Origin of the sequence: Rariglobus hedericola (assembly GCF_007559335.1) — a bacterium.
GTDB classification, from domain to species: Bacteria; Verrucomicrobiota; Verrucomicrobiia; order Opitutales; family Opitutaceae; genus Rariglobus; species Rariglobus hedericola.
In genome coordinates, this window is record NZ_VMBG01000001.1 from 325,410 (window position 1) to 345,200 (window position 19,791).

Genomic DNA, 19,791 nt, shown 5'->3' on the forward strand with positions numbered 1-19,791 from the left:
CATGAACCGCACCGTCGTCATCGTCGGCCGACCCAATGTCGGCAAGAGCCGCCTCTTTAACCGGCTCGCGCGGAAGCGCATCTCCATCGTTCACGACCAGCCGGGTGTCACCCGGGACGTCATCTCGGCCGATATCGAAGACGGCGGCTACACCTTGCTCGATACCGGCGGTCTCGGCTTCAAGGGCGACGATGGCAACCTCAGCCTCGCCGCGCTCACCCGCGCCTCCGAGACACAGGTCGATTTCGCTATCGAAACAGCCCAGTTGATCCTGTTCGTGATCGACGGCCTCGAAGGCCTCACCGCGCTCGACATGACGATCGCGCGCATGTTGCGCAAATCGAAGAAGGACGTGCTCCTCGTCGTCAACAAAGCCGACTTCGATGACGACAAAGTCGATCTCGCCGAAGCCTACCGCCTCGGTCTCGGCGAACCTCTCCGCGTATCCGCCGAGCACGGTCGCTCCGAGAGCTACCTGCGCGAAGAGATTCTCAAACGCATTGGCACGGTCCCCGAGGTGGAAGAGGCGACCGGACCCAAGACCTCCGCCGACCCGCTTTGCGTGTGCTTCATCGGTCGTCCGAACGTCGGTAAATCCTCCCTCAGCAATCGTCTGCTTCGCAGCGACCGCCTGATCGTGAGCGATGTCCCGGGCACCACGCGTGACGCCATCTCGCTTCCCTTCGAATTCAAGGGCCGCAACGGCAAGATGTATCCGTTCCGCCTGATCGATACCGCCGGTATCAAAACCCAGACGAAGCTCGCTTCGCCCGTCGAATATTTCTCCCGCCTTCGCTCGCTCGACGCGATCAAGGAAACCGATGTCGTTTTCCTCGTGCTCGACGCCATCGACGGCGTCACCCAGCAGGACAAGGCGATCGCCGGTGAGGCCGTCAAGGAGCGCAAGCCCATCGTTATCGTCGTTAATAAATGGGACGTTGTTCGCGATGCGTTCAAGAAAGGCGAAGACCCGAACTGTGCGCCCGAGGCCGCGATTCACGGTTTCGACAGCGAGCGCGACTACCGCAAAAAATACGAACGCTCCATCTTCGACAGCCTGTTCTTCACGCCGGGCGCTCCGGTGATTTTTGCATCCGCCATGTCGGGCTACGAGGTGGACCGCATGCTCAATGCCGCGGTGCAGCTGAACCGTATCCTCGATACGAAGATGCCCACGGCGAAGTTGAACAAGACGATCAACTATCTCACCGAACGCACGCCTCCGCCCGCCATCGGTGGCAAACGTTTCCGCGCTTACTACGCGTTGCAGACCGGCAACCGCCCGTTCCGCATCAAGATTTTCTGCAACCGCGAAGAAAAGCTCACCGAACAGTATCGCCGCTACCTCGAGGCCGGCCTCGTCGATGCGTTCGAATTGAACGGCTGTCCGATCTACTTCGAGCTCGTCGGCAAGGAAAAGCACGAGCCTGGCACTGCGTATTCGGGCAAGGCCAAGAAAGCCGGCCTGATCTTTAAGGAAGAGCATCCCGAGGCGCACGTTCCCAAGTGGAAAGAAGGCGAAGATGCCGCCGCGGCCGACGACTTTAAGCATGAAACACTCGAAGACTGATTTCCGTGGCGGCGAAGCCGTCGTGTTGTCCACCAAGGCGATTTCCCTGGCGGTTACCACCGACGTCGGGCCGCGCGTCGTCACTTTCAAATCCCTCGAAGGTAAGAAGGCCGGCAATCTCTTCCTGGAGATGCCCGCCGACGAACCTCGTTATCACGGCTACTATCTGCGCGGCGGCCATCGCCTCTGGCATTCGCCCGAGGACATCGTTCGCACCTACCAGCCCGATGACGAGCCGCTTGCTGTGAAGCCGCTCAAGAACGGCGTCGCGCTTGCCCAGCAGACCGAGGAAAAAACCGGTCTGCAAAAGGCGATGAAGCTCGAAGTGCAGGGCGAGCGCACGGTGAAAGTCACGCACGCGCTCACCAATCACGGTCTGTGGACGATCGAGACAGCCGCTTGGGCGCTCACGATGCTGCGCGGCGGCGGTTACGGCGTTCTCCCGTTGCTGCCGAAAGGCAACCATGCGGACGGCGACCTGCTGCCATCGTATTCGTTGGTTCCCTGGTCCTACACCGATCTCTCGCTGCCGCTGTGGAATATGCATCGCGAGTTCATCGGCATCGACGTGCCGAAGGCGAAGGTCGCTCAAAAATTCGGCATCACCAATTATCCCGGCTGGTCCGCGTATTGGGTCGAAGGCGTCACCTTTGTGAAATACGCGCCGGTGATCAAGGGTGCGGTGTATCCGGATCTTGGATGCGCATTCGAGGCGTTCACCAACGGTGAGATGATTGAGTTCGAGACACTCAGTCCGCTCGTGAAGCTCGCTCCCGGCGAGTCGGTCACGCACACCGAGCACTGGGGCGTATTCGACGGTTTGAAGAAGCCGTCGACCGATGCTGCTTTCGCCGAGCTCGCGGCGGTCGTCGGCAAGTGGATCAAGACGCTGAAGTAAGTTAAGCACCGCGCGCCGTCTGATGTTGAATATCGTTTTCCTCGGCTCCGATCCCATCGCCCTGCCGCTGCTCGACTGGCTGGCGGGCGAGGGAAGTGCCGTCGCCCGGGTCATCGCGGTGTTCACGCAGCCGGATCGCCCGGTCGGTCGTGGACAAAAAATCACGGCCAACGGCATCAAGACTTGGGCATTGGCGCGCGGGTTGCCTGTTTACCAACCGGAGAAAATCACTGAGGACGTCCGGGCACAGCTCGTTTCGCTGAATGCCGATGTGTCCCTAGTCATGGCTTACGGGCACATCCTGAAGCAGGACTTCATCGACACGCCGCGCCTCGGCACGTTGAACCTGCACGCATCGCTGCTCCCGAAATATCGCGGCGCTTCACCGATCCAGACCTCCATTGCCAATAGTGAGAAGGAGACCGGGGTTTCGCTGATGCGTATCGTGCGCCAGCTCGATGCCGGCCCGGTGGCCGACCTCGAGCGCGTGGCGATCGCACCGCGCGACACCGCTCTCGATATTGAGTTAAAACTGTCCGCCGCCTGCGTGCCTCTGCTCGTGCGCACCCTGCCGAAGCTCGCCTCCGGAGAGTTAATATTCGTCGAACAGGAGCACGCTGCCGCCACCTTTTGCCGGCGCATGGTGAAGGATGACGGCGCACTCGATTTTAACGTCCCTGCCACCGTGCTGGCCGCGCGCATCAACGGTCTTTTTCCCTGGCCGGCCTGCAGCGTCGAAGTCTCCGGCCAACCCGTTAAAATCGGCCTCGCTGACGTGCCCCGTGCCGAGGCCATTTGTAACTTAATAAGTGACAAACCGGCTGGCACGGTGCTGGGCGCGGATGGGGAAGGGTTGCTCGTGGCGACGGGGAACGGCGTGTTGCGGTGCCTGCGTTTGCAGAAGCCGGGTGGTAAGATGCTCGGCGCTCCGGAGTTCCTGCGCGGTTCACCGATTGCGGCCGGCACGGTGCTTCCATCCGTCGCACTGCCGCCGTTGGTTGCCGCGACCCCGTTTCCGTATAAAAAAACCGTGCAAGGCTAGCTCTTGTTTTCGCCGGAAAAGTTCCGCAACGTCTTTGTTCATGTTGAAACCATTCCTCTGGGGCGTCGGCCTCGCCCTGCTTTCAATCACGGTGCGCGCCCAATCGGTCGGCTCCGAACTGGCTAATATGCGTGAAGACGTTCGCCTGCTGAACCAAAAAGTCGGCTCGCTTTCACTCAAGATCGAAGAGCTTGAACGCCAAAACGAATCACTGGCCAAACAGGTCGCCGCCAGCTCCGCCCAGTTGCCGACTTCGGCCACCGTGCAGCAGCTCAACGCCGCGGTAGCTGATCTGAACCAGGCGATCAAAGCCGGTGATGCCGCGACCGCCGCCAGCGCCGCCGCGCAGATCAAAAAACTCGGCGACGCCACCAACATCGCCCTCGATTCGCTGGCCAAGGGACAAGCCGCCCGTGCACCCGTGCAAACGACCTTCAGCGAAAGTTTTCCTTCAGAGGGCATCAGCTACACGGTCCAAAAGGGCGACACGCTCTCCACCATCTCGCGCAACACCGGCGCCAAACTTTCCGATATCATCAACGCCAATAAAATCGCCGATCCCACCAAGGTGCGTGTCGGCGACATCCTCTTCATTCCCGGAGGCAAATAATCCCATGTGCGCAGCTCCTAAATCCCGTCTCGGTCGTGGCATCAGTGGTCTCATCGCCGGCGCCACGCCCGCCAAACCTGCGGCCACCGCCATCGCCGCCACGCCGGCTCCGTCCGCGGCCATTCCTCCGGCACCCGGTTTTGCCGAGGTGACTGTGAGCCTGATCGTGCCGAGCCCTTATCAGGCGCGTCGCGAGATTTCGCCCGAGCAGCTCTCCGAGCTGGCCGAGAGCATTCGCAGCGAAGGCCTGTTGCAGCCGATCGTGCTGCGTAAGAAGGGTGATAAATTTGAGCTCATCGCCGGCGAACGCCGCTGGCGTGCGTTCCAATTGCTTAAGATCAAGACGATCCCCGCGCGTTTGGTGGAAGCCAGCAACGCTTCCGCGGCCGCCCTCGGCCTGATCGAGAATCTCCAGCGTGAAGGCCTTAACCCGCTCGAAGAAGCCTATGGCTACGCGAGCTTGATCCGTGACTTTGATCTTACCCAGGAAGCCGCCTCCGAGCGCGTGGGCAAAGGTCGCGCAAGCGTGGCCAACTCACTGCGTCTGCTTTCGCTCGATGCGGAGCTTCAGGGCTACGTTTCCAAGGGAACGCTTTCCGTGGGCCATGCGAAGGTGCTGCTCGGGGTTGAAGAGCCTGCGCAGCGCGCGGTGGTCGCCCGCCGCGTGATCGAGGAAGGCCTCAGCGTCCGCGCCACCGAGAAACTGGTGCAGGCCAAAAAAGCCGGTGCGCCCGCTCCGTCAGTGCAAAGCGCCTCGGCGCGCAAGCTCTCCGCCGGTGACGCCGCGGCGGTGTCCGGTATCGAGAAAAAACTTACATCGCATCTCGGTGCCCGCGTCGCGCTTCAGCATACGCCCAAGAAGGGCAAGATCGTGATCGCCTATGCGGGTAACGACGACTTGCAGCGCATTCTGGAGAAGCTGGGTGTTGAGGCCTGAGCGCAGGGGGTTTTAATCTACGGACATGGAAGCATCGCCAGCCCCCGGAGCTTTGGATCAGATCCAAAAGCATTCCCGGAAATGGTTGCGCGAGCGTTTCCCGCTGGGTGAAGAACTAAAGACCTATTCGTGGGCCAAGCTGAAAGCCGACTTCCTGGCGGGATCGACCGTTTCACTGGTTTCGATTCCTCAGGCGATCGGTTTCGCGCTGATCGCGGGATTGCCGCCGCTCATGGTGATCATGTCGGTGGTGGTGGGCGGATTCGTCTGCGCGCTGTTCAGTTCCTCGCGTCATCTGGTTTTCGGACCGACCAATTCGATCAGCATCATCCTGGCGGCGACGTTGTATTCACTCAGTGGAGGCAGTCTTACGCCGGCTGATCTGGCGCTGGTGCTGGCGTTGTTGATCGGTGTTTTTCAAGTCGTCGCGGGACTCGCGCAGATGGGGAAACTGACGCAGTTCATCTCGCGCTCGGTGATCATCGCGTATGGCACGGGAATCGGGTTGCTACTCGTCGCGGGGCAGGTGCCGCATTTGCTCGGCTTGGCGGCGGGGCACGGAAGCTTTTTCGAAGCTCTGGTCGGAGCCTTCACGCACATCGTGCATTTTCAGTTCAATCCCTTTCCGATCTGCATGGGCGTCCTCACGCTTCTGCTGTTCTGGGCGATCGAACATTTCTTACCCAAATTACCGGCGGAATTAATCGGCTTGATCGTGCTCTCGCTGTTCACGCAGCACTTCAATTTGCAGGAGTTGGGCATCCGGACCATCGGCGATGAGGGCGCGCTGGCGGCGGCGTTGCCCTCGTTCATGGGCATGCCGTTCGGAGGGTCCGAGTGGGCGGTGGTGCCGCCGCTCATGAGTGCGGCGCTGGCGATCGCGATTCTCGGAATGTTGGAGGCGGTCTCGATTTCCAAAACCCTCGCTTCGCAATCCGGCCAGCGGCTCGATACCAATCAAGAACTGGTCGCGATGGGTTCGGCCAATATCGCCAACAGCTTCTTCGGTGCGATGCCCGGCTCGGCGTCTTTCGCGCGGTCGGCGGCCAATCTCCACAGTGGTGCTCGCACGCAGGTCTCGGCCTTGCTGAGCAGCCTGATCGTGCTGGGGGCGCTGTTTTTCGTGGCGCCGCTGATCAATTTCATTCCAGTGCCCGCACTGGCGGCGCATCTGATCCGCATCGGTCTGAAGATGATTAATCGCGAGCAGATCCGCATCTCGTGGCACTCGACGCGTTCGGATGCGATCGTGTTTGCAGTGACGTTGTGCGCGACGTTCTTCCTCAAGCTCGACACCGCAATTTACGTGGGTGTGGGTGTGTCGCTCGCGCTCTTTCTGCGTAAAGCGAGCGCGCCTTCGCTGGTGGAATACGGTTTCAATGAGCAGGGCCAGCTGGCGGAGATCGATGAAAACCAAACGCGCGGGAATTCCGCCATTTCCATCGTGCACGTCGAGGGCGAGTTGTTTTTTGGCGCGGCCGATCTCTTTCAGGAACAGGTCCGGTTGCTGGCCGATGACGATGGGATCAAGATCGTCATCCTGCGCATGAAAAACGCGCGGCATCTCGATGCGACCTCGGTCATGTCACTGCTGCAGTTGCACGATTATTTAAGTAAAACGGGACGGCATTTGTTGATCAGTGGCATCAATCCCGACGTGGAGCGCGTGCTGCGAAAGAGTGGGGCCCGCAAACAGATCGGCGCGGATAACATTTTCCCGGCCGAGGCCAATCTCACGATGAGCACCAAGCGGGCGTTGTTGCGCGCCTCACAGCTGCTCCAGCAGGTCGGCTCGGCACCGTCGGCGGGTGTGCGTATTTTTTACGATCGCAACCGCGAAAACTCCACGGGAGCGGAAAGCCCCACGCCGATTCGCCGGGGCGATCACGACAAACCCGGCGATTATCAAATTTGATATTTTCGGGGCGGGGCAGGGGGCCTTTCAGGCCTTGGCTCCCCGCGATTGACAACTGCGCCGCCGTGCGGCTCTCTGACCCTTTACATCATGTCCATCCTCATCGGCATTTTCACGTTCGTTCTCATATTGGTTTCCGTGTTTCTCGTCCTCGTGGTGCTGGCCCAGAAGGCCAAGACCGACGGTGGTATGGGCGCCACGCTCGGTGGTGGAGCTACCGAGGCCGCCTTCGGCGCCGATACCGGCAACGTCCTCACCAAGGCCACGATCAACGCCGCCGTCATCTTCTTCGTGCTCACGTTTGGCCTCTATTTGAGCCACATCTACGTCTCGAAGCACCACAAGAGCACCGAGGGCCAGCTGCCCGCGATCGCGGCTCCTGCTGCTACCACGCCCGCTGTTGAGCAGACGACCACCGCCGCTCCCGCGGAAGCCCCTGCGGTGACGCTCCCGGCTGCCGCTACTGCCGCTCCGTCCGAAGCCGCCAAACCCTGATCAGCGTGCAACTCGCGTCCATCCGGACGATTTTTTCAAGGCAGGCGGGCTTGCTCGCCTGCCTTGTTGTTTTCTGCGCCGCGCTTCCTCACGAGGTTGAGGCGCAATCCCGCCGCTATCGTCCGCCGGCCCGCTACATTCAGTTTAAAGCGCCCGACCAAGCCGAAGGCCGGAAAATTCTGGAGGATTTCCGCAAGCTCGGTCCATCCGGCGATTATTACTTGGAGTTCGATCTGCGAGTGCTCCCGCGTCGGGGTGACACGCGGGTGATCTCAGGCGGACGGCTCTGGGGCGGTCGCAACGAAATCGGTCCGGTTTCCCGGGTGGAACTTCCTGCCGTCGATGACACGTCCGCACGACGTCTGCTCGTGCAAAACGGCGCCCAAGGTTCTGTCTGGGTCGCACCTTTAACCGGTGCCATCACGAAAGCCGGAGCCTTGGATGCATCGGCGTTGTTTGCTCCGCTGGCCGGCACCGATCTCACGGCTTTCGATCTGCAGATGCCGTTTCTGTATTGGGGCGATTTTGTTTTTGAAGGACTCGCTCCGGTGCGCGGACGTCCTGCGCATGTCTTCCTGCTTTATCCGCCGGCCGACATCGTGGCTTTGAAGCCTGAGCTGACGGGGGTGCGCGTGTATTTGGATACGCAATTTGGTGCGCTGGTCCAGGCGCAGCAAATTGGTGCCGAGGAACGCGTCCTCAAATCCATCACCGTGCTCGATCTGAAAAAAATCGACGATCAGTGGATGGTGAAGGTCATCGATCTGCGCGACGAGACGACGCGCAACAAAACCCAATTTGTGGTCACGGGCGCAGCGATGGGCCTGGATTTTTCGGGCATGCTTTTCGAAGCGTCGAATCTGGCCGAAGCCGTGACTCCGCCGCCGGCGAATCGCATCCGTCGTCTCGGGCCATGAGCGCACTCGGTCCTGCGATGAAAACAGGCTCCGGTGTTCGTGCGGTCATCTTTGATCTCGATGGCACGTTGATTGATTCGATGCCGATGGTGCTGCAGGCGTTTGCTCATGCGCTCGCGCCGTTTCGTCCCGATCTGGATATCGACGGGATTTTTCAACGCTTGGGCGGACCACCCGAACGCACGTTTCTGGAGTTGACGGGAGACGCGGTCAAAGCCGCCGAGGCCATGCGACGCCTGGATAGTTTTGGCTTTGAAAACGGTGCGCTGGTTCAACCGTTTGGCGGCATGCGCACCTGGTTGGAAAGCTTGCGCGCGCGAGGCTTCAAACTGGCGATTTGGACGGGGCGTGATCGGCACACGACGCAGGCGATTTTTTCAGCCCATCAGCTGGGTGAGTTTTTTAGTGTCGTGGTGTGTGGTGATGATCTGCCCACGCACAAACCGCACCCTGCGGGCCTGGTGGAAATCCTCACTCGTCTGGATGTTCGGCCCGAGGAAGCGCTTTATGCCGGCGATGCCGACGCGGATGTGCTGGGTGGCGCCGAGGCCGGGGTGCGCACGGTGTTGATCTCGCACGGACGCAAAGCCGAGGCGTCGGTAGTTGCCCTTGCGTGGTGCAATGTGGATACGCCGGCCGAGGCTTATGCGCGTATCGAGAGTGAAATCAGCCCCGTAAAAGAATAAATTTCTGCTCATTGTCGCATTCACGTAAATTTAGCGTTGCTCAGAAAAAAGTGACAGGCATTCGTAATTCATAGGTTTCCCCGTCATTAAGTCAGTATCCAGCCCCACTTACACATGGCCAAAAAATCCGCCCCGACCCCCGCTCCGCTTACCTTCGATCTCCCGGTTTCGCTGATCGCGAAAATCGAAACTCACCGCAAGAAGCTCGGCTTCAAATCCACCAGCGAAGTTGTTCGTCTGGCTATCGGTGAGTTCAACCTCGACCGCTACGAGTCCGATGCTTCCGAGCACCGTCAGATCTCCGTGCGTCTCCCCGGCCCGACCAAGGTCGCCCTCGTGAAGGCCGCCAAGAAAAAGCGCGTGAGCGTCGGCGAACTCCTCCGCGTCGCCATCGAAGCGCTGCCCGCCAAGGCCACCGCCAAGAAGGGTAAGAAATAATCCGGGCGGAGCGCTTCGACGCTTCGCTCTCGTTTTCACAGGCAAGTTTCCGCCATGCGCGGGGCTTGCCTTTCTTGTGTCCACATTTTTTGTTCTAACGATCTATCCATGAGCCAAGCACCTGCTCCGCTTTCGTCCTGGGCCCTTAATGTTTCGCCTTCGCCGACCCTCGCGGTCGATGCCAAGGCCAAGGCACTCGCCGCCGCCGGCGAGGACGTCTGCGGGTTCGCCGCCGGCGAGCCCGATTTTGATACGCCCGAACACATCAAGGACGCGTGCATCGCCGCCTTGAAGTCCGGCAAGACCAAGTATGCGCCCACGCCCGGCATCGAGCCGTTGCGCCAGGCCTTGGCCGACAAGTATCTCGCCGACTACGGGCTGAAGTATGCCCCGTCGCAGTTCATCGTTTCCCCGGGTGGCAAGTTCTCCTGTTACCTCACGATCCTGGCGACCTGCTCGCCCGGTGACGAAGTCATCATTCCTGCGCCGTTCTGGGTGAGCTATCCGGAAATGGTAAAGCTCGCCGGTGCCGTGCCGAAGCTGGTCCTCGCCGACGATTCCACGGGCTTCAAGCTCACGCCTGCCCAGCTCGAGGCCGCGATCACGCCCAAGACCCGCCTGCTGATCATCAATTCCCCGTCCAATCCGACGGGCGCGGTTTATACCAAGCCGGAGTTGGAAGCGCTCACCGCCGTCGCGTTGAAGCACAATCTCTACATCATGTCGGACGAGATCTACGAGCATCTCACCTATGATGGCGCGAAGCACTACAGCCCTGCGACTTTCAGTAAGGAAGCGTTTGATCGCACGATCATCGTTTCCGGCTTTGCCAAGACCTACGCTATGACCGGCTGGCGTCTGGGCACCACCGTCGCACCTCCGCACATCGCCAAGGCCATCTCCGAGCTGCAAAGCCAGATGACCTCCAACGCCACGACTTTCGCCCAATACGGCGCCGTCGCCGCGCTGAAGGAAAAGGAAAAGACCGATGCCGCTTTGAAGACGATGCTGGTCGCCTTTGATCGCCGCCGTAAGTTCCTGCATTCCGAATTGAACAAGATTCCCGGCATCAAGTGTCTCCTGGCCGAAGGCGCGTTTTATCTCTTCCCGAACATCTCCAGCTTCGGCTTGAGCTCGGTGGATTTCTGCTCGCGTCTGCTCGAGGCCGAGAAGGTCGCGGCCGTCCCCGGCAGCGCGTTTGGCGCCGAGGGTTATCTGCGCCTCAGTTACGCCACCAGCGACGAAATCATCGCCAAGGGCGTCAGCCGTCTGGCGAAGTTCTGCGCTACGCTGAAGAAGTAACCGGCCAACTGTGCGAAACGGTTCGCGTGTTGTTGACCGCAGAGGCGTTCGTGCCTCTGCGGTTTTTTGTGTCCGGCTACCCGAGTTGTTTTAAATATCAAGCGTGCCGCCCGGAGGCACGGCGTTGACCGTGTGACCACGGCGGGCGGCCGCGAGCGCGAAGGCGGCTGCATCCTGTGCGATCGGCGGCCAAGTGTTGTAGTGAACAGGAATGGCCAGGCGGGGCTTGAGCAGATCCAGTGCGTCGAGCGCATCCTCGGGTCCCATGGTGAAGTTATCGCCGATGGGCACGATGGCGAGGTCTAGACCGCCCTTGGCGATGAGCTGCATATCGAGGAAGAGCGCGGTGTCGCCCGCGTGGTAAATCCGCCGCTCGTCGGCCTCGATAATGATGCCGCAGGCGGTGCCCATGTAGAGCGGGTTGAGGCCGGCGTTGATCGAAGAGGAATGATGCGCGATGGTGAGCTTTACGCGACCAAACGGGAACCGGAACGAACCGCCTGGATTCATACCGTGGGATTTTACGCCCTGCGCGCCGAAGTATTCGGCGATTTCGTAGTTGGCGATGAGGGTGGCGTTGTTGGCCTTGGCGACGGCGAGCGCGTCACCGGTGTGATCCTCGTGGCCGTGGGTGATCAATACATAGTCACAGCGCACGTCTTCGGCTTTCAGCGGAGCCTGCGGATTTTCGGTGAGAAACGGATCGATGATCAGGCGCGCGGACGAGGTCTCGATGAGGAAGCACGAATGGCCGTAGTAGGTGATTTTCATGGGGTGAGAGGCGGGAGTCTATCGCTTGGCGGGAAAGCGGTTCGCACGGGTGTAATCGGTATCCAGCCAAGGAGAACTAAACAGGAAATCTGCGGTGGCGGCATTCATGGCGCACGGGATGTTCCAGAGAACGGTGAGGCGCAGCAGTGCTTTGACATCCGGATCGTGAGGTTGGGCGGCCAGCGGATCCCAAAAGAAAATCAGCAAGTCGATCCGGCCCTCGGCGATGGCTGCGCCGATCTGTTGATCACCACCGATTGGTCCGCTCAGAAACTGGTGCACAGGCAGTCCGAGCGCATCGGCAATCAGTCCGCCGGTCGTGCCCGTGCCCGACAGTTCGTGCCGGGACAGCGCGTCACGATGAGCCCGCGCCCACGTGAGCAACGCTTCCTTCATGTGATCATGGGCGACCAAGGCGATGCGCTTGCGGGAGGGGAGGGCGACGAGAGTGTTGTCAGTGGAGGACATGGTGAACCGTTTGGGTATGCTTAGATGGTGGCTGTGGCGTTCGATTGGCAAGAAAGCGGGGCGTCACAAAAGCGGGTTTAAATGCCAGATGATTGCCGCTTTCAAAAAACTGTAAAAATGGTGGTGCGGCGCGGATGAGAATTACTAATGTCCAGATCGTCCCGGCATGTATCGTCCTTTCGCCACCTACTTTGATAGGCTCGCTTTCACCTATCGTGATCGGACTTATTTTTTTGGCGTGAAGGCCCGGCTGCTGGCGGGCTTCAGCATCCTTCTGCTGTTTTTGATCCCGCTGAATACGGCGAAGTTCATCATCGATCCACCCCCTTTCGTCGGCCTACGCGTCGTTTTTAATCTTTGCATGGGTGTGGCTGCGGTGATGTCCCTGCGATGGATACGCAAGGGACGCCCGGAGCTGGCGGGAAACTGCCTCGTGCTGGCCACGGTTCTGCCGGTGCATCTGATCTCGTTACTGGTCCCTGCTTACCAGCAGCCACTATCGGCGGCTATTTTGATGTTTCTGTTTGGGGTGGTGTTCATGCTGCTCTCCTTGGTTTTTGCCACGCGCATGGTCGCGCTCGGGATCTTGGTGATCACGGTATCGAGTCAGGTCTCGTTTCATTTCACCCAGCTGCAATTAGACACCATCGAGGGCTCAATGCGGTTCGCGGCCACCACGTTGCTTCGCGACGGGTTGATTTCTCTGGGGCTCGTTTTTATTTTGGGCATGGCGTTGGTCCGTATGATCGAAACCGCCCATCGTCGGAGTGAAGAGTCGTTGCGTGAGACGCGGGCGACCAATGAAAACCTCGGACGTCTGGTGGCGGAACGCACCTATGAATTGGAGACGGCTACGGAACTTGCCAACGAAGCCTCGCGGGCAAAGGGCGATTTCCTTGCCAACATGAGTCACGAAATCCGCACGCCGCTCAACGGCATCATCGCGTCCTCGGATCTCCTGCGGCGTCGCGATGATCTTTCTCCGGAGGCTGCGGAGCACGTGCGGCTCATCGCGGAGTCCGGAGAACTGTTGCTCAAACAACTCAGCGATATTCTGGATTTTTCAAAAATTGAATCCGGACAGTTTTCATTGGAAGCGCAGCCGGTGGAGGTGCCGGCACTCGTGACGGATTGCGTGACGCTGCTGGCTCCGAAGGCGGCGCAGGGAGGAATGCGCATCGAGTGTGTGCTGGGCGTGGATGTCCCGCCGTATTTGCAGGGCGACGGGTTTCGCCTGCGTCAGGTGCTGCTCAATCTTCTGTCGAATGCCATCAAGTTCACGCCGTCTGGCGGTGATGTGCGCATCACGGTCACGCAGGCCGGAAGTCATGCGTCGGTGGCGCAAATTCGTTTCGAGGTGCGTGACACCGGCATCGGCATGGATGAGTTCGCCATGAACCGGCTTTTCGAGCGTTTCACCCAGGCGGATTCGTCCACCACGAGGCGCTATGGCGGCACCGGACTGGGACTCGCGATCAGTTCGCGGATCGTAGGAATGATGGGCGGTCGTATCGAAGTGGAGAGTTCACCGGGCGTGGGGTCCGTGTTTTATTTCACCGTTCCTTTTGGCGTGATCACCGCGGCGGAAGGTGAATTGGACGTGCCGGCCCCGCAGGTTGTCCGCCTCGGCCTGAGCGTGCTGGTTGTGGAGGACAATGCCATGAACCTTAAAATTCTGGGGGCCCAGCTGACGGCGCTTGGCTGCACGCATAGCGTGGCCGTGGACGGAGTGGAGGCCTTGGCGGCGTTGAAGAAAGGACCGCTGCCCGACGTGATTTTGATGGATTGCCACATGCCCAACCTCGACGGGTGGGAAGCGACGCGCTGTATCCGCTCGTGGGGCGACAAAGCGGCGACGATTCCGATCATTGCGCTGACGGCAGCCGCACTGCCCGAAGAACGGGCGCGGTGCATGGAAGCCGGCATGAACGATTTTCTGTCCAAGCCGGTCAAACTTTCCGGACTGCAGCAGGCACTGAGGCCCTTCGTGCGGGCCGAGGAAGCATCGGGTGTGCGTCGAGTCTGATAAGCCGAAACGGCGGAGTCAGTTGAGCGCGGCCGTGCAGCCGGGCGAAGCCCGGTTACTTTTCCTTGTTCTGCGGAGCCGCCGGAGGAGGCGTGGTCGGCGTCTTCTTGAAGTTGGATTTCGGAAGCAGTTGCTTCTGATGATAGCGCTGCGTGGCCTTGAGATCTTTTTTCGATGGCATGTATTTGCCCATGACATATGGCCGTCGAAAATACCGGCGCGGGCAAATCAGAAATCGAGATGCTGAGATAAGGCATTTCGAAAAAGAAATTCCGGTGGCGGACGAAACGATCCCGGATTTTATTTAGTTGCATTTAATTGCATAAATAACACTCCCTTGAATCCAGTTTAATTCCTACCCCTATGCATACCCTGATTCGTGTTGGTTGCGCGCGGTTTCGCGGCACTCGTTTCGTGTTAATCGCTGCGCTGGCCGCGGCTTTTTGTCCTTTTATCCAAGCCGGTCCCGGGCGGACTGAGCTCGTCAAAGCCGGTTCAGGCTGGCAGCTCGTGCGCGACGGAAAGCCCTTTTTTATCAAGGGTGGTGGTGGCGGTGGTCCCAAGGACGTGCTGGCCCAGTCGGGCGGAAACTCGTTTCGCACGTGGGGCGTGGGCGACACAACTGCGGCGGAGCTCGAGGAAGCCAGGAAAAACGGGCTTACCGTTACGCTGGGCATCTGGCTCGGTGATAATCCGGAGGGAATCCGTCGAGGCATCGAAGAAAATCGCAAGGCGGTCCTGAAGTATAAAAACCATCCCGCGCTGCTGTGCTGGAGTATTGGCAACGAAATGGAATCGCATGGCCGCAACACACCTGAGTTGTGGAAAGCCATTCAGGAGCTTGCGGCGATGGTGAAGAAAACCGATCCGGATCATCCCACCATGACGGTGATCGCGGAGATCGGCGGACCGACTTTGGACAACATCAAGAAGTATTGTCCCGACATCGATATCGTGGGCATCAACACCTATGGAGGCGGTCCGTCCATCGGAGAACGCTACCGCAAAGCCGGCGTGGGCAAGCCGTATGTGATTACCGAATACGGTCCGCCCGGAACCTGGGAAATCGGCCGCAACGCCTTTGGCGCGGCCAATGAGCTCACCAGCACGGAAAAGGCCGCCTCCTATCGTTCGATTTATGAAAAGTCGGTGCTCGGCCAGCCCGGTATCTGCCTCGGCTCTTACGCATTCACCTGGGGTTTCAAACGCGAGGCCACGGCGACGTGGTATGGTTTGTTTTTGCCGGATAACGCGAAGCTTGCCGGCGTGGACGCACTGACCGAGCTGTGGTCGGGTAAACCGTCCAAATACCGGTGTCCGGTGATATCGCCGATAAAGATCCTGACGTCTGACCAAGCCAAGGGCGGCACGAACTTGCGGGCATCGGTCACGACCTCGGACCCGCAGAATGCGGCGCTCACCATCACCTGGTCGTTTATGAAGGAAATGGCCAACTATGACCTGACCGGCACCGGAGCCAAGGCGACCGCGGATCATTCGGCGGGCATTGTTAAAAACGGACTGACTTCGGTTGAGATTAAACTGCCGACGGAGCCCGGCGTCTACCGGCTCTATTGCCACGTTCATAATCCTTACAAATCCGCGGCCATTGCCTCTGCGCCGATCAAGGTAACCCGCTAATCAATTCGTGCTCCGACGCGCGGCCTGCGCTCGTTGTTGGAAACGCGCCAGCTTCATTTCTCCATGTTAACACGCGTCCTTGTATGGCGGTTGGGTGTAGTCATTGGCTGGATAGTTCCGGTAGCTCCGCTGGCTCTGATCGCGGCCCCCGAGATTGTTTCGGTGGGCAAGGGCTCGTATGCCTCCGAGCCGCCCCCCGATTCCGGAAAAGATGCCGCAGAGATGATCCGAAGATCCTTCCCGCTGGTGGATCCGTCTCTCGATCGTGCAATACCCACCAATAAATATTGGACGCATTTGTTGGAGGGGAAACCATCCGGTGAACTCTGGACATATCCGCTGCGTGTATCGCCGAAGGAAACCGGATTGGAGTTGTTTTTTCCAAAGGAGTGGAACGAGAAAGGCGAACTGAAGAGCAAGTCGAGGAATGATCTTTTCAGGATCGAGGGTGTTGATTTTCAAACCCGTTCGTTGCTCGTTAAAAACTGGGGCGATTGGACGCTGTCGTTTCGTCTGCCGCAGACCGAGGCGCGTTACCTCGATATCACGGTGGGCGAGGGCCTGCCTTGCGTATGGATCGAATCGAAGGGCGTGGATCTCAATCTGCGTCCCGGAGAGGACGCCGTTTTTATGGACGAGCGCGGAGGGGCTGCGGTTTTTCCTTTCACGGGAAATCGTCTGGTGGTCACCGCTTCCGGACGAACCTATGGGTTGTTTTTTACGCCGGGATCCCAGGTCACTCGCGACGCTGAGGGCCTGAGATTGAATTTTTCAGCCGGCGCGCGAGCATTTCTGACTGTCGGCGCATTGTCTGCACCGGAAGACCTGCCGCTGTTTGCCAGGACCGCGTATTCGATTCCTCGCGACAGTCGTATTGGTTGGGACTTTGACAGGGACAAGGGAAAGGTAACCACGACTTGGACGGTGAAGACGGAACCGCTGGTCGCCGGTAGTCCGGACACCGTGTTGCAGGGCTGGCTCGCTCATCACTGGCGCGACACGAAGCATGCGCTTAAACTGGAAGGGCCGGTTTATCTGACGCCACGCGGTGCGATGAAGACCTCCATCGGCAACGCGTTCAGTATCACCTATGACTTCGAGGGGATTCTGCCGTTTCTCCCGCCGCCGTCGAAACTCGGACTGCCCAATGATTATGATCCGGCGCGCATGGCGGGTCTGCTCGCGAATTGCGCCCAGAAAACGAAGTATGGGAAAGACACCTACTGGGGCGGGAAAGATCTCACGCGCTTCACCCAATACCTGCAGATGGCGCGTGAACTGAAAGATCCGGCTTATCCGGCTTTGCTGGCGTCGGCCAAAAAATCGATGGCTGATTGGCTCACGTATACTCCGGGAGAAACCGAGCATTATTTTGCGAAGTATTCGAACTGGCGTGCGTTAATCGGTTTCAATGGGAGCTACGGCTCCGAGCGTTTCAACGACCAGCATTTTCACTACGGTTATTTCACCTACGCCGGGGCACTGCTCGGAATGGAAGATCCGGCATTTTTGAAGGATTACGGTGAGATGCTCCGGCTTGTGGCGAAGCAATATGCCAACTGGGATCGGGCGGACACGCGGTTCCCGCTGTTTCGCACCTTTGATATCTGGGCCGGACATTCCTGGGCGGGAGGCACCGGTTCGCCGGGCGGAAACAACCAGGAGTCGACCTCGGAGGCGGTGCAGTCGTGGATCGGGATGTTTTATCTGGGGCTGATGATGGAAGATCCGGAGATGACCTCCGCCGCCGCGATGGGCTATGCCATGGAATCCCGTGCCACGATGGAGTATTGGTTCAATACGCACGGCGATGTGTTTTCGCCCAATTACCAGCATCCGGTCATCGGTGTGCTCTGGTCGGGTGGCCAGGTCTACGGCACGTATTTTACCGGTGATCCTGCGTGGATCTACGCGATTCAAACGCTCCCGCAATGTCCGGGGCTGGACTTTCTCGCGCGTAACGCGGTTCATGCGCGTGAACTTTATCACACGATGTTGGTGGCGCGAAAAGCCAAGGAGGGCAGCGATGATCTCGCGCGGATGGGCGATCTGGGGAGCGTGATGCTCGCGGTGGCTGCGCTCGTGGACAACGATTACGCCGTCGTCGAGTTCGACCGTCTGTGGGCGATGGGCTCCAAAAATGTGACCGCTCACGATGCCTCGGGCACCACTTACTATCAGGCACACGCTTACCGTAAACTCGGCCGGCGTCAGTTTGATGTTCGCATGAACATTCCGACCTCCTCGGTTTATTACAACGAGCGCACCAAGCTCGCCACCTTTGCCGCTTACAACCCGAAAAACCAGCCGATCACGGTCCAGGTTTCCAAGGCCGGAAAAGTCATCGGCACGTTCGTCGCCGCACCGCGTAAACTGACGACGGTAAACCGCCTCGATCCCGCGCCGTAGGTCGCCGTTGGCGTCGGATCAGGTGGGAACGTTTATGGATTTGCCTGCCCAAGTGACGCCGGTTTACGCACCCGCACGTGCAGAAAATACGCGGCGACCTGGGCGTCTTGCAGCGTAGGGTGGGCGAGAACGGTTTCGGCGGACGGACAGGGTTCGGACACGCGCTCGAGTGAGAAACCGGCGGCCACGATCAGGTTGAACCACTCGCTGATGGGGCGGTGAAAGCGGGGCACTTTAAATTTTGGCAGACGATCGCTGATGGCCTTGGGAGCGGCGCCGAAGATCCATTCATCGATCCGGCCGCGGGCATCGACGAAGTAATCGCCGACCTCGATGGCGTAGGTGATGCGATCCTCGTCACGGCAGTTGCGGCGATGCGGTGGGTTGAAACACGGATGCAGAATGGAGAACTGCAGGAAACCGCCGGGCTGTAGCACACGGAACGCCTCGGCCAGCACTTGATCGAGTTCGGGGATGTCATGCAGGCTCATGAAAGCCGTGGCGAAGGCGAAGGACGCCTCGGGAAACGGCAGTTGGACCGCGCTGGCTTCTTGATAGGTGATCCCGAGCGGTGCACGCGTCTCTTCGGCTTGGGCGTGACGGATAAATACCGGGGCGATGTCGATCGCGGTCATCGTAGCGCCGCGTCGCGCGACCAGCCGCGTATTGTGGCCTTCTCCGCAACCGATATCGATGCCGTGCAACCCGTCCACAGGCGGCAGCATTTCCAAGAATGCCGGAGTGTTGAGATGGTCGCGGTAAATGTCGTAACCGGCACGCGCCAGTTTCGACCAGGCCTCGGCGTTACCATTCCAAAAGTTCCCTGCAGTGACGTGATCCATGTGGAGACAGGGACTTCGTGAGACGCTCGAACCTTAGCGCATGGCTGGGCGTAATTCGCGGCGGAGTTCGCCGGCCAGAATCACTTGCTCGCGGCAGACGGCGCTGACGGCTTCCGGAGAATTGTCCGCAAGCGCCATGGTTTTGAATGAAACCGTGAGCGGAGTGCCGGCGGGGATTTTGGCGTTTTGGAGACGGCGCAGACAGAAGTCGCGCAAGTTGCCCGCTCGCGATTCCAGCACCAGATAGATGGTCTCGCCGGAGTCGCTTGGCGCGTAGATGACCGCGACGCCCAGAGCGGTCGGAGGCACGGCGGTGGCGATTTCAGACGCACTGCACGTGGTGAGCTCAAAACGTTTTTGCCAAGGGGAGGTTTTAGGATCCATTCGCGAGCGTCTTTTCTTCGGGCAGCCATGACAATGAGTTTATGTCACAACGGGGTTAAGCAGCCCCATGGGGCTTATACCTATGCTAGCGACTGGGGAACGGCCTGATACTCAACGGCTGGGGGAATCTGCTATCTTCTAGCTTATGAACACCCTACTTCTGATCATCGTTCTCTTGCTTCTTTTCGGCGGCGGCGGCTTTTATTTTGGCGGCCCTGCCATCGGTGGCGGCGGTATCGGCCTGATCCTGCTCATCCTCTTGATTGTCTATCTTGCCGGTGGTTTGCGCGGCGGGAAGTAATCTTCCCGTAGTCGTAGATAGATCTTTAAGCGGGTGAACCCATGGTTCACCCGCTTTTTGTTTGTGGCTTTAGAGAGAGCGCCACGGGCACCTGGTTTTCGAGCGGTGACCGTTCTTGTATGTTTCCAGAGGTGGGTTT

Annotated in this window: 20 protein-coding genes; 15 read left to right on the forward strand and 5 right to left on the reverse strand. The window is 59.4% G+C overall.

Annotated elements, in window-relative coordinates; translation table 11 throughout:
• Position 1 precedes the first annotated feature (1 nt).
• The 11 genes from der to FPL22_RS01595 all read left to right on the forward strand — a co-directional run bounded on the left by der (position 2) and on the right by FPL22_RS01595 (position 10,810).
• The gene (der, locus tag FPL22_RS01545) at positions 2-1,570 is read left to right on the forward strand and encodes a ribosome biogenesis GTPase Der (RefSeq protein ID WP_144228362.1); all 1,569 of its coding nucleotides are present in this window, start codon (positions 2-4) and stop codon (positions 1,568-1,570) included.
• Positions 1,551-2,468 carry a hypothetical protein gene (locus tag FPL22_RS01550; RefSeq protein WP_144228363.1) on the forward strand — a complete coding sequence of 306 codons (918 nt, stop codon included), beginning with the start codon at positions 1,551-1,553 and terminating at the stop codon, positions 2,466-2,468. Before der ends, FPL22_RS01550 begins: the two co-directional genes overlap by 20 nt.
• A 22-nt stretch (positions 2,469-2,490) precedes the next feature.
• Complete coding sequence (gene fmt / locus FPL22_RS01555) at positions 2,491-3,510, forward strand: methionyl-tRNA formyltransferase (protein WP_144228364.1); 1,020 nt, start codon at positions 2,491-2,493, stop codon at positions 3,508-3,510.
• A 40-nt stretch (positions 3,511-3,550) separates the two neighbouring features.
• Positions 3,551-4,120 carry a LysM peptidoglycan-binding domain-containing protein gene (locus tag FPL22_RS01560; protein ID WP_144228365.1) on the forward strand — a complete coding sequence of 190 codons (570 nt, stop codon included), beginning with the start codon at positions 3,551-3,553 and terminating at the stop codon, positions 4,118-4,120.
• 4 nt (positions 4,121-4,124) lie between these two features.
• Entirely contained in the window at positions 4,125-5,057 is a 933-nt protein-coding gene (locus FPL22_RS01565) for a ParB/RepB/Spo0J family partition protein (protein ID WP_144228366.1), read from the forward strand.
• Positions 5,058-5,082: 25 nt separating this feature from the next.
• Positions 5,083-6,972: a SulP family inorganic anion transporter gene (locus FPL22_RS01570; RefSeq protein WP_144228367.1), complete on the forward strand. Its 1,890-nt coding sequence runs from the start codon at positions 5,083-5,085 to the stop codon at positions 6,970-6,972.
• Between the two features lie 90 nt (positions 6,973-7,062).
• Positions 7,063-7,467: a preprotein translocase subunit SecG gene (secG, locus tag FPL22_RS01575; RefSeq protein ID WP_144228368.1), complete on the forward strand. Its 405-nt coding sequence runs from the start codon at positions 7,063-7,065 to the stop codon at positions 7,465-7,467.
• A gap of 5 nt (positions 7,468-7,472) precedes the next feature.
• The gene (locus FPL22_RS01580; RefSeq protein WP_238991281.1) at positions 7,473-8,384 is read left to right on the forward strand and encodes a LolA-like protein; all 912 of its coding nucleotides are present in this window, start codon (positions 7,473-7,475) and stop codon (positions 8,382-8,384) included.
• Complete coding sequence (locus FPL22_RS01585; RefSeq protein ID WP_144228369.1) at positions 8,381-9,070, forward strand: HAD family hydrolase; 690 nt, start codon at positions 8,381-8,383, stop codon at positions 9,068-9,070. The genes FPL22_RS01580 and FPL22_RS01585 overlap by 4 nt, the downstream gene beginning before the upstream one ends.
• A gap of 114 nt (positions 9,071-9,184) precedes the next feature.
• Positions 9,185-9,508, forward strand: a complete 324-nt coding sequence (locus FPL22_RS01590) for a ribbon-helix-helix domain-containing protein (protein ID WP_144228370.1) — start codon at positions 9,185-9,187, stop codon at positions 9,506-9,508.
• Between the two features lie 108 nt (positions 9,509-9,616).
• Complete coding sequence (locus FPL22_RS01595; RefSeq protein ID WP_144228371.1) at positions 9,617-10,810, forward strand: pyridoxal phosphate-dependent aminotransferase; 1,194 nt, start codon at positions 9,617-9,619, stop codon at positions 10,808-10,810.
• A 90-nt stretch (positions 10,811-10,900) separates the two neighbouring features.
• On the opposite strand, the gene FPL22_RS01600 is transcribed toward FPL22_RS01595, so the two are convergent.
• Positions 10,901-11,581, reverse strand: a complete 681-nt coding sequence (locus tag FPL22_RS01600; RefSeq protein WP_144228372.1) for a metal-dependent hydrolase — start codon at positions 11,579-11,581, stop codon at positions 10,901-10,903.
• 18 nt (positions 11,582-11,599) lie between these two features.
• Entirely contained in the window at positions 11,600-12,049 is a 450-nt protein-coding gene (locus FPL22_RS01605) for a methylglyoxal synthase (RefSeq protein WP_144228373.1), read from the reverse strand.
• Between the two features lie 166 nt (positions 12,050-12,215).
• On the opposite strand from FPL22_RS01605, the gene FPL22_RS01610 reads away from it, so the two are divergent.
• Complete coding sequence (locus tag FPL22_RS01610; protein ID WP_144228374.1) at positions 12,216-14,075, forward strand: ATP-binding protein; 1,860 nt, start codon at positions 12,216-12,218, stop codon at positions 14,073-14,075.
• Between the two features lie 55 nt (positions 14,076-14,130).
• Here the strand turns inward: FPL22_RS01610 and FPL22_RS18060 are convergent, their stop codons facing one another.
• Positions 14,131-14,256: a hypothetical protein gene (locus FPL22_RS18060; protein WP_275263002.1), complete on the reverse strand. Its 126-nt coding sequence runs from the start codon at positions 14,254-14,256 to the stop codon at positions 14,131-14,133.
• Positions 14,257-14,438: 182 nt separating this feature from the next.
• Between FPL22_RS18060 and FPL22_RS01615 the strand changes: the two genes are divergently transcribed.
• Both FPL22_RS01615 and FPL22_RS01620 read left to right on the forward strand, forming a co-directional pair.
• Positions 14,439-15,716, forward strand: coding sequence for a glycoside hydrolase family 2 TIM barrel-domain containing protein (locus tag FPL22_RS01615; RefSeq protein WP_144228375.1), 1,278 nt, complete (start codon positions 14,439-14,441; stop codon positions 15,714-15,716).
• 63 nt (positions 15,717-15,779) lie between these two features.
• Positions 15,780-18,125, forward strand: a complete 2,346-nt coding sequence (locus tag FPL22_RS01620) for a glycosyl hydrolase (protein WP_144228376.1) — start codon at positions 15,780-15,782, stop codon at positions 18,123-18,125.
• A gap of 32 nt (positions 18,126-18,157) precedes the next feature.
• Here FPL22_RS01620 and FPL22_RS01625 read toward each other — a convergent pair whose 3' ends face one another.
• The gene (locus tag FPL22_RS01625; protein ID WP_144228377.1) at positions 18,158-18,967 is read right to left on the reverse strand and encodes a class I SAM-dependent methyltransferase; all 810 of its coding nucleotides are present in this window, start codon (positions 18,965-18,967) and stop codon (positions 18,158-18,160) included.
• 33 nt (positions 18,968-19,000) lie between these two features.
• On the reverse strand, positions 19,001-19,351 hold the full coding sequence (locus FPL22_RS01630) for a hypothetical protein (RefSeq protein WP_144228378.1): 351 nt from the start codon (positions 19,349-19,351) through the stop codon (positions 19,001-19,003).
• Between the two features lie 145 nt (positions 19,352-19,496).
• Here FPL22_RS01630 and FPL22_RS01635 point away from each other — a divergent pair, with 145 nt between their 5' ends.
• Entirely contained in the window at positions 19,497-19,652 is a 156-nt protein-coding gene (locus tag FPL22_RS01635) for a DUF3309 domain-containing protein (protein WP_144228379.1), read from the forward strand.
• Positions 19,653-19,791: the final 139 nt, after the last annotated feature.

What these genes read in the sequence shown, in the direction of transcription:
- der (WP_144228362.1), top strand. Translation starts at nt 2, where the DNA reads ATGAACCGCACCGTCGTCATCGTCGGCCGACCCAATGTCGGCAAGAGC.
- FPL22_RS01605 (WP_144228373.1), bottom strand. Translation starts at nt 12,049, where the DNA reads ATGTCCTCCACTGACAACACTCTCGTCGCCCTCCCCTCCCGCAAGCGC.
- FPL22_RS01610 (WP_144228374.1), top strand. Translation starts at nt 12,216, where the DNA reads ATGTATCGTCCTTTCGCCACCTACTTTGATAGGCTCGCTTTCACCTAT.
- FPL22_RS01635 (WP_144228379.1), top strand. Translation starts at nt 19,497, where the DNA reads ATGAACACCCTACTTCTGATCATCGTTCTCTTGCTTCTTTTCGGCGGC.
- FPL22_RS01600 (WP_144228372.1), bottom strand. Translation starts at nt 11,581, where the DNA reads ATGAAAATCACCTACTACGGCCATTCGTGCTTCCTCATCGAGACCTCG.
- FPL22_RS01615 (WP_144228375.1), top strand. Translation starts at nt 14,439, where the DNA reads ATGCATACCCTGATTCGTGTTGGTTGCGCGCGGTTTCGCGGCACTCGT.
- fmt (WP_144228364.1), top strand. Translation starts at nt 2,491, where the DNA reads ATGTTGAATATCGTTTTCCTCGGCTCCGATCCCATCGCCCTGCCGCTG.
- FPL22_RS01590 (WP_144228370.1), top strand. Translation starts at nt 9,185, where the DNA reads ATGGCCAAAAAATCCGCCCCGACCCCCGCTCCGCTTACCTTCGATCTC.
- FPL22_RS18060 (WP_275263002.1), bottom strand. Translation starts at nt 14,256, where the DNA reads ATGCCATCGAAAAAAGATCTCAAGGCCACGCAGCGCTATCATCAGAAG.
- FPL22_RS01620 (WP_144228376.1), top strand. Translation starts at nt 15,780, where the DNA reads ATGTTAACACGCGTCCTTGTATGGCGGTTGGGTGTAGTCATTGGCTGG.
- FPL22_RS01595 (WP_144228371.1), top strand. Translation starts at nt 9,617, where the DNA reads ATGAGCCAAGCACCTGCTCCGCTTTCGTCCTGGGCCCTTAATGTTTCG.
- FPL22_RS01630 (WP_144228378.1), bottom strand. Translation starts at nt 19,351, where the DNA reads ATGGATCCTAAAACCTCCCCTTGGCAAAAACGTTTTGAGCTCACCACG.
- FPL22_RS01560 (WP_144228365.1), top strand. Translation starts at nt 3,551, where the DNA reads ATGTTGAAACCATTCCTCTGGGGCGTCGGCCTCGCCCTGCTTTCAATC.
- FPL22_RS01565 (WP_144228366.1), top strand. Translation starts at nt 4,125, where the DNA reads ATGTGCGCAGCTCCTAAATCCCGTCTCGGTCGTGGCATCAGTGGTCTC.
- secG (WP_144228368.1), top strand. Translation starts at nt 7,063, where the DNA reads ATGTCCATCCTCATCGGCATTTTCACGTTCGTTCTCATATTGGTTTCC.
- FPL22_RS01625 (WP_144228377.1), bottom strand. Translation starts at nt 18,967, where the DNA reads ATGGATCACGTCACTGCAGGGAACTTTTGGAATGGTAACGCCGAGGCC.
- FPL22_RS01570 (WP_144228367.1), top strand. Translation starts at nt 5,083, where the DNA reads ATGGAAGCATCGCCAGCCCCCGGAGCTTTGGATCAGATCCAAAAGCAT.
- FPL22_RS01550 (WP_144228363.1), top strand. Translation starts at nt 1,551, where the DNA reads ATGAAACACTCGAAGACTGATTTCCGTGGCGGCGAAGCCGTCGTGTTG.
- FPL22_RS01585 (WP_144228369.1), top strand. Translation starts at nt 8,381, where the DNA reads ATGAGCGCACTCGGTCCTGCGATGAAAACAGGCTCCGGTGTTCGTGCG.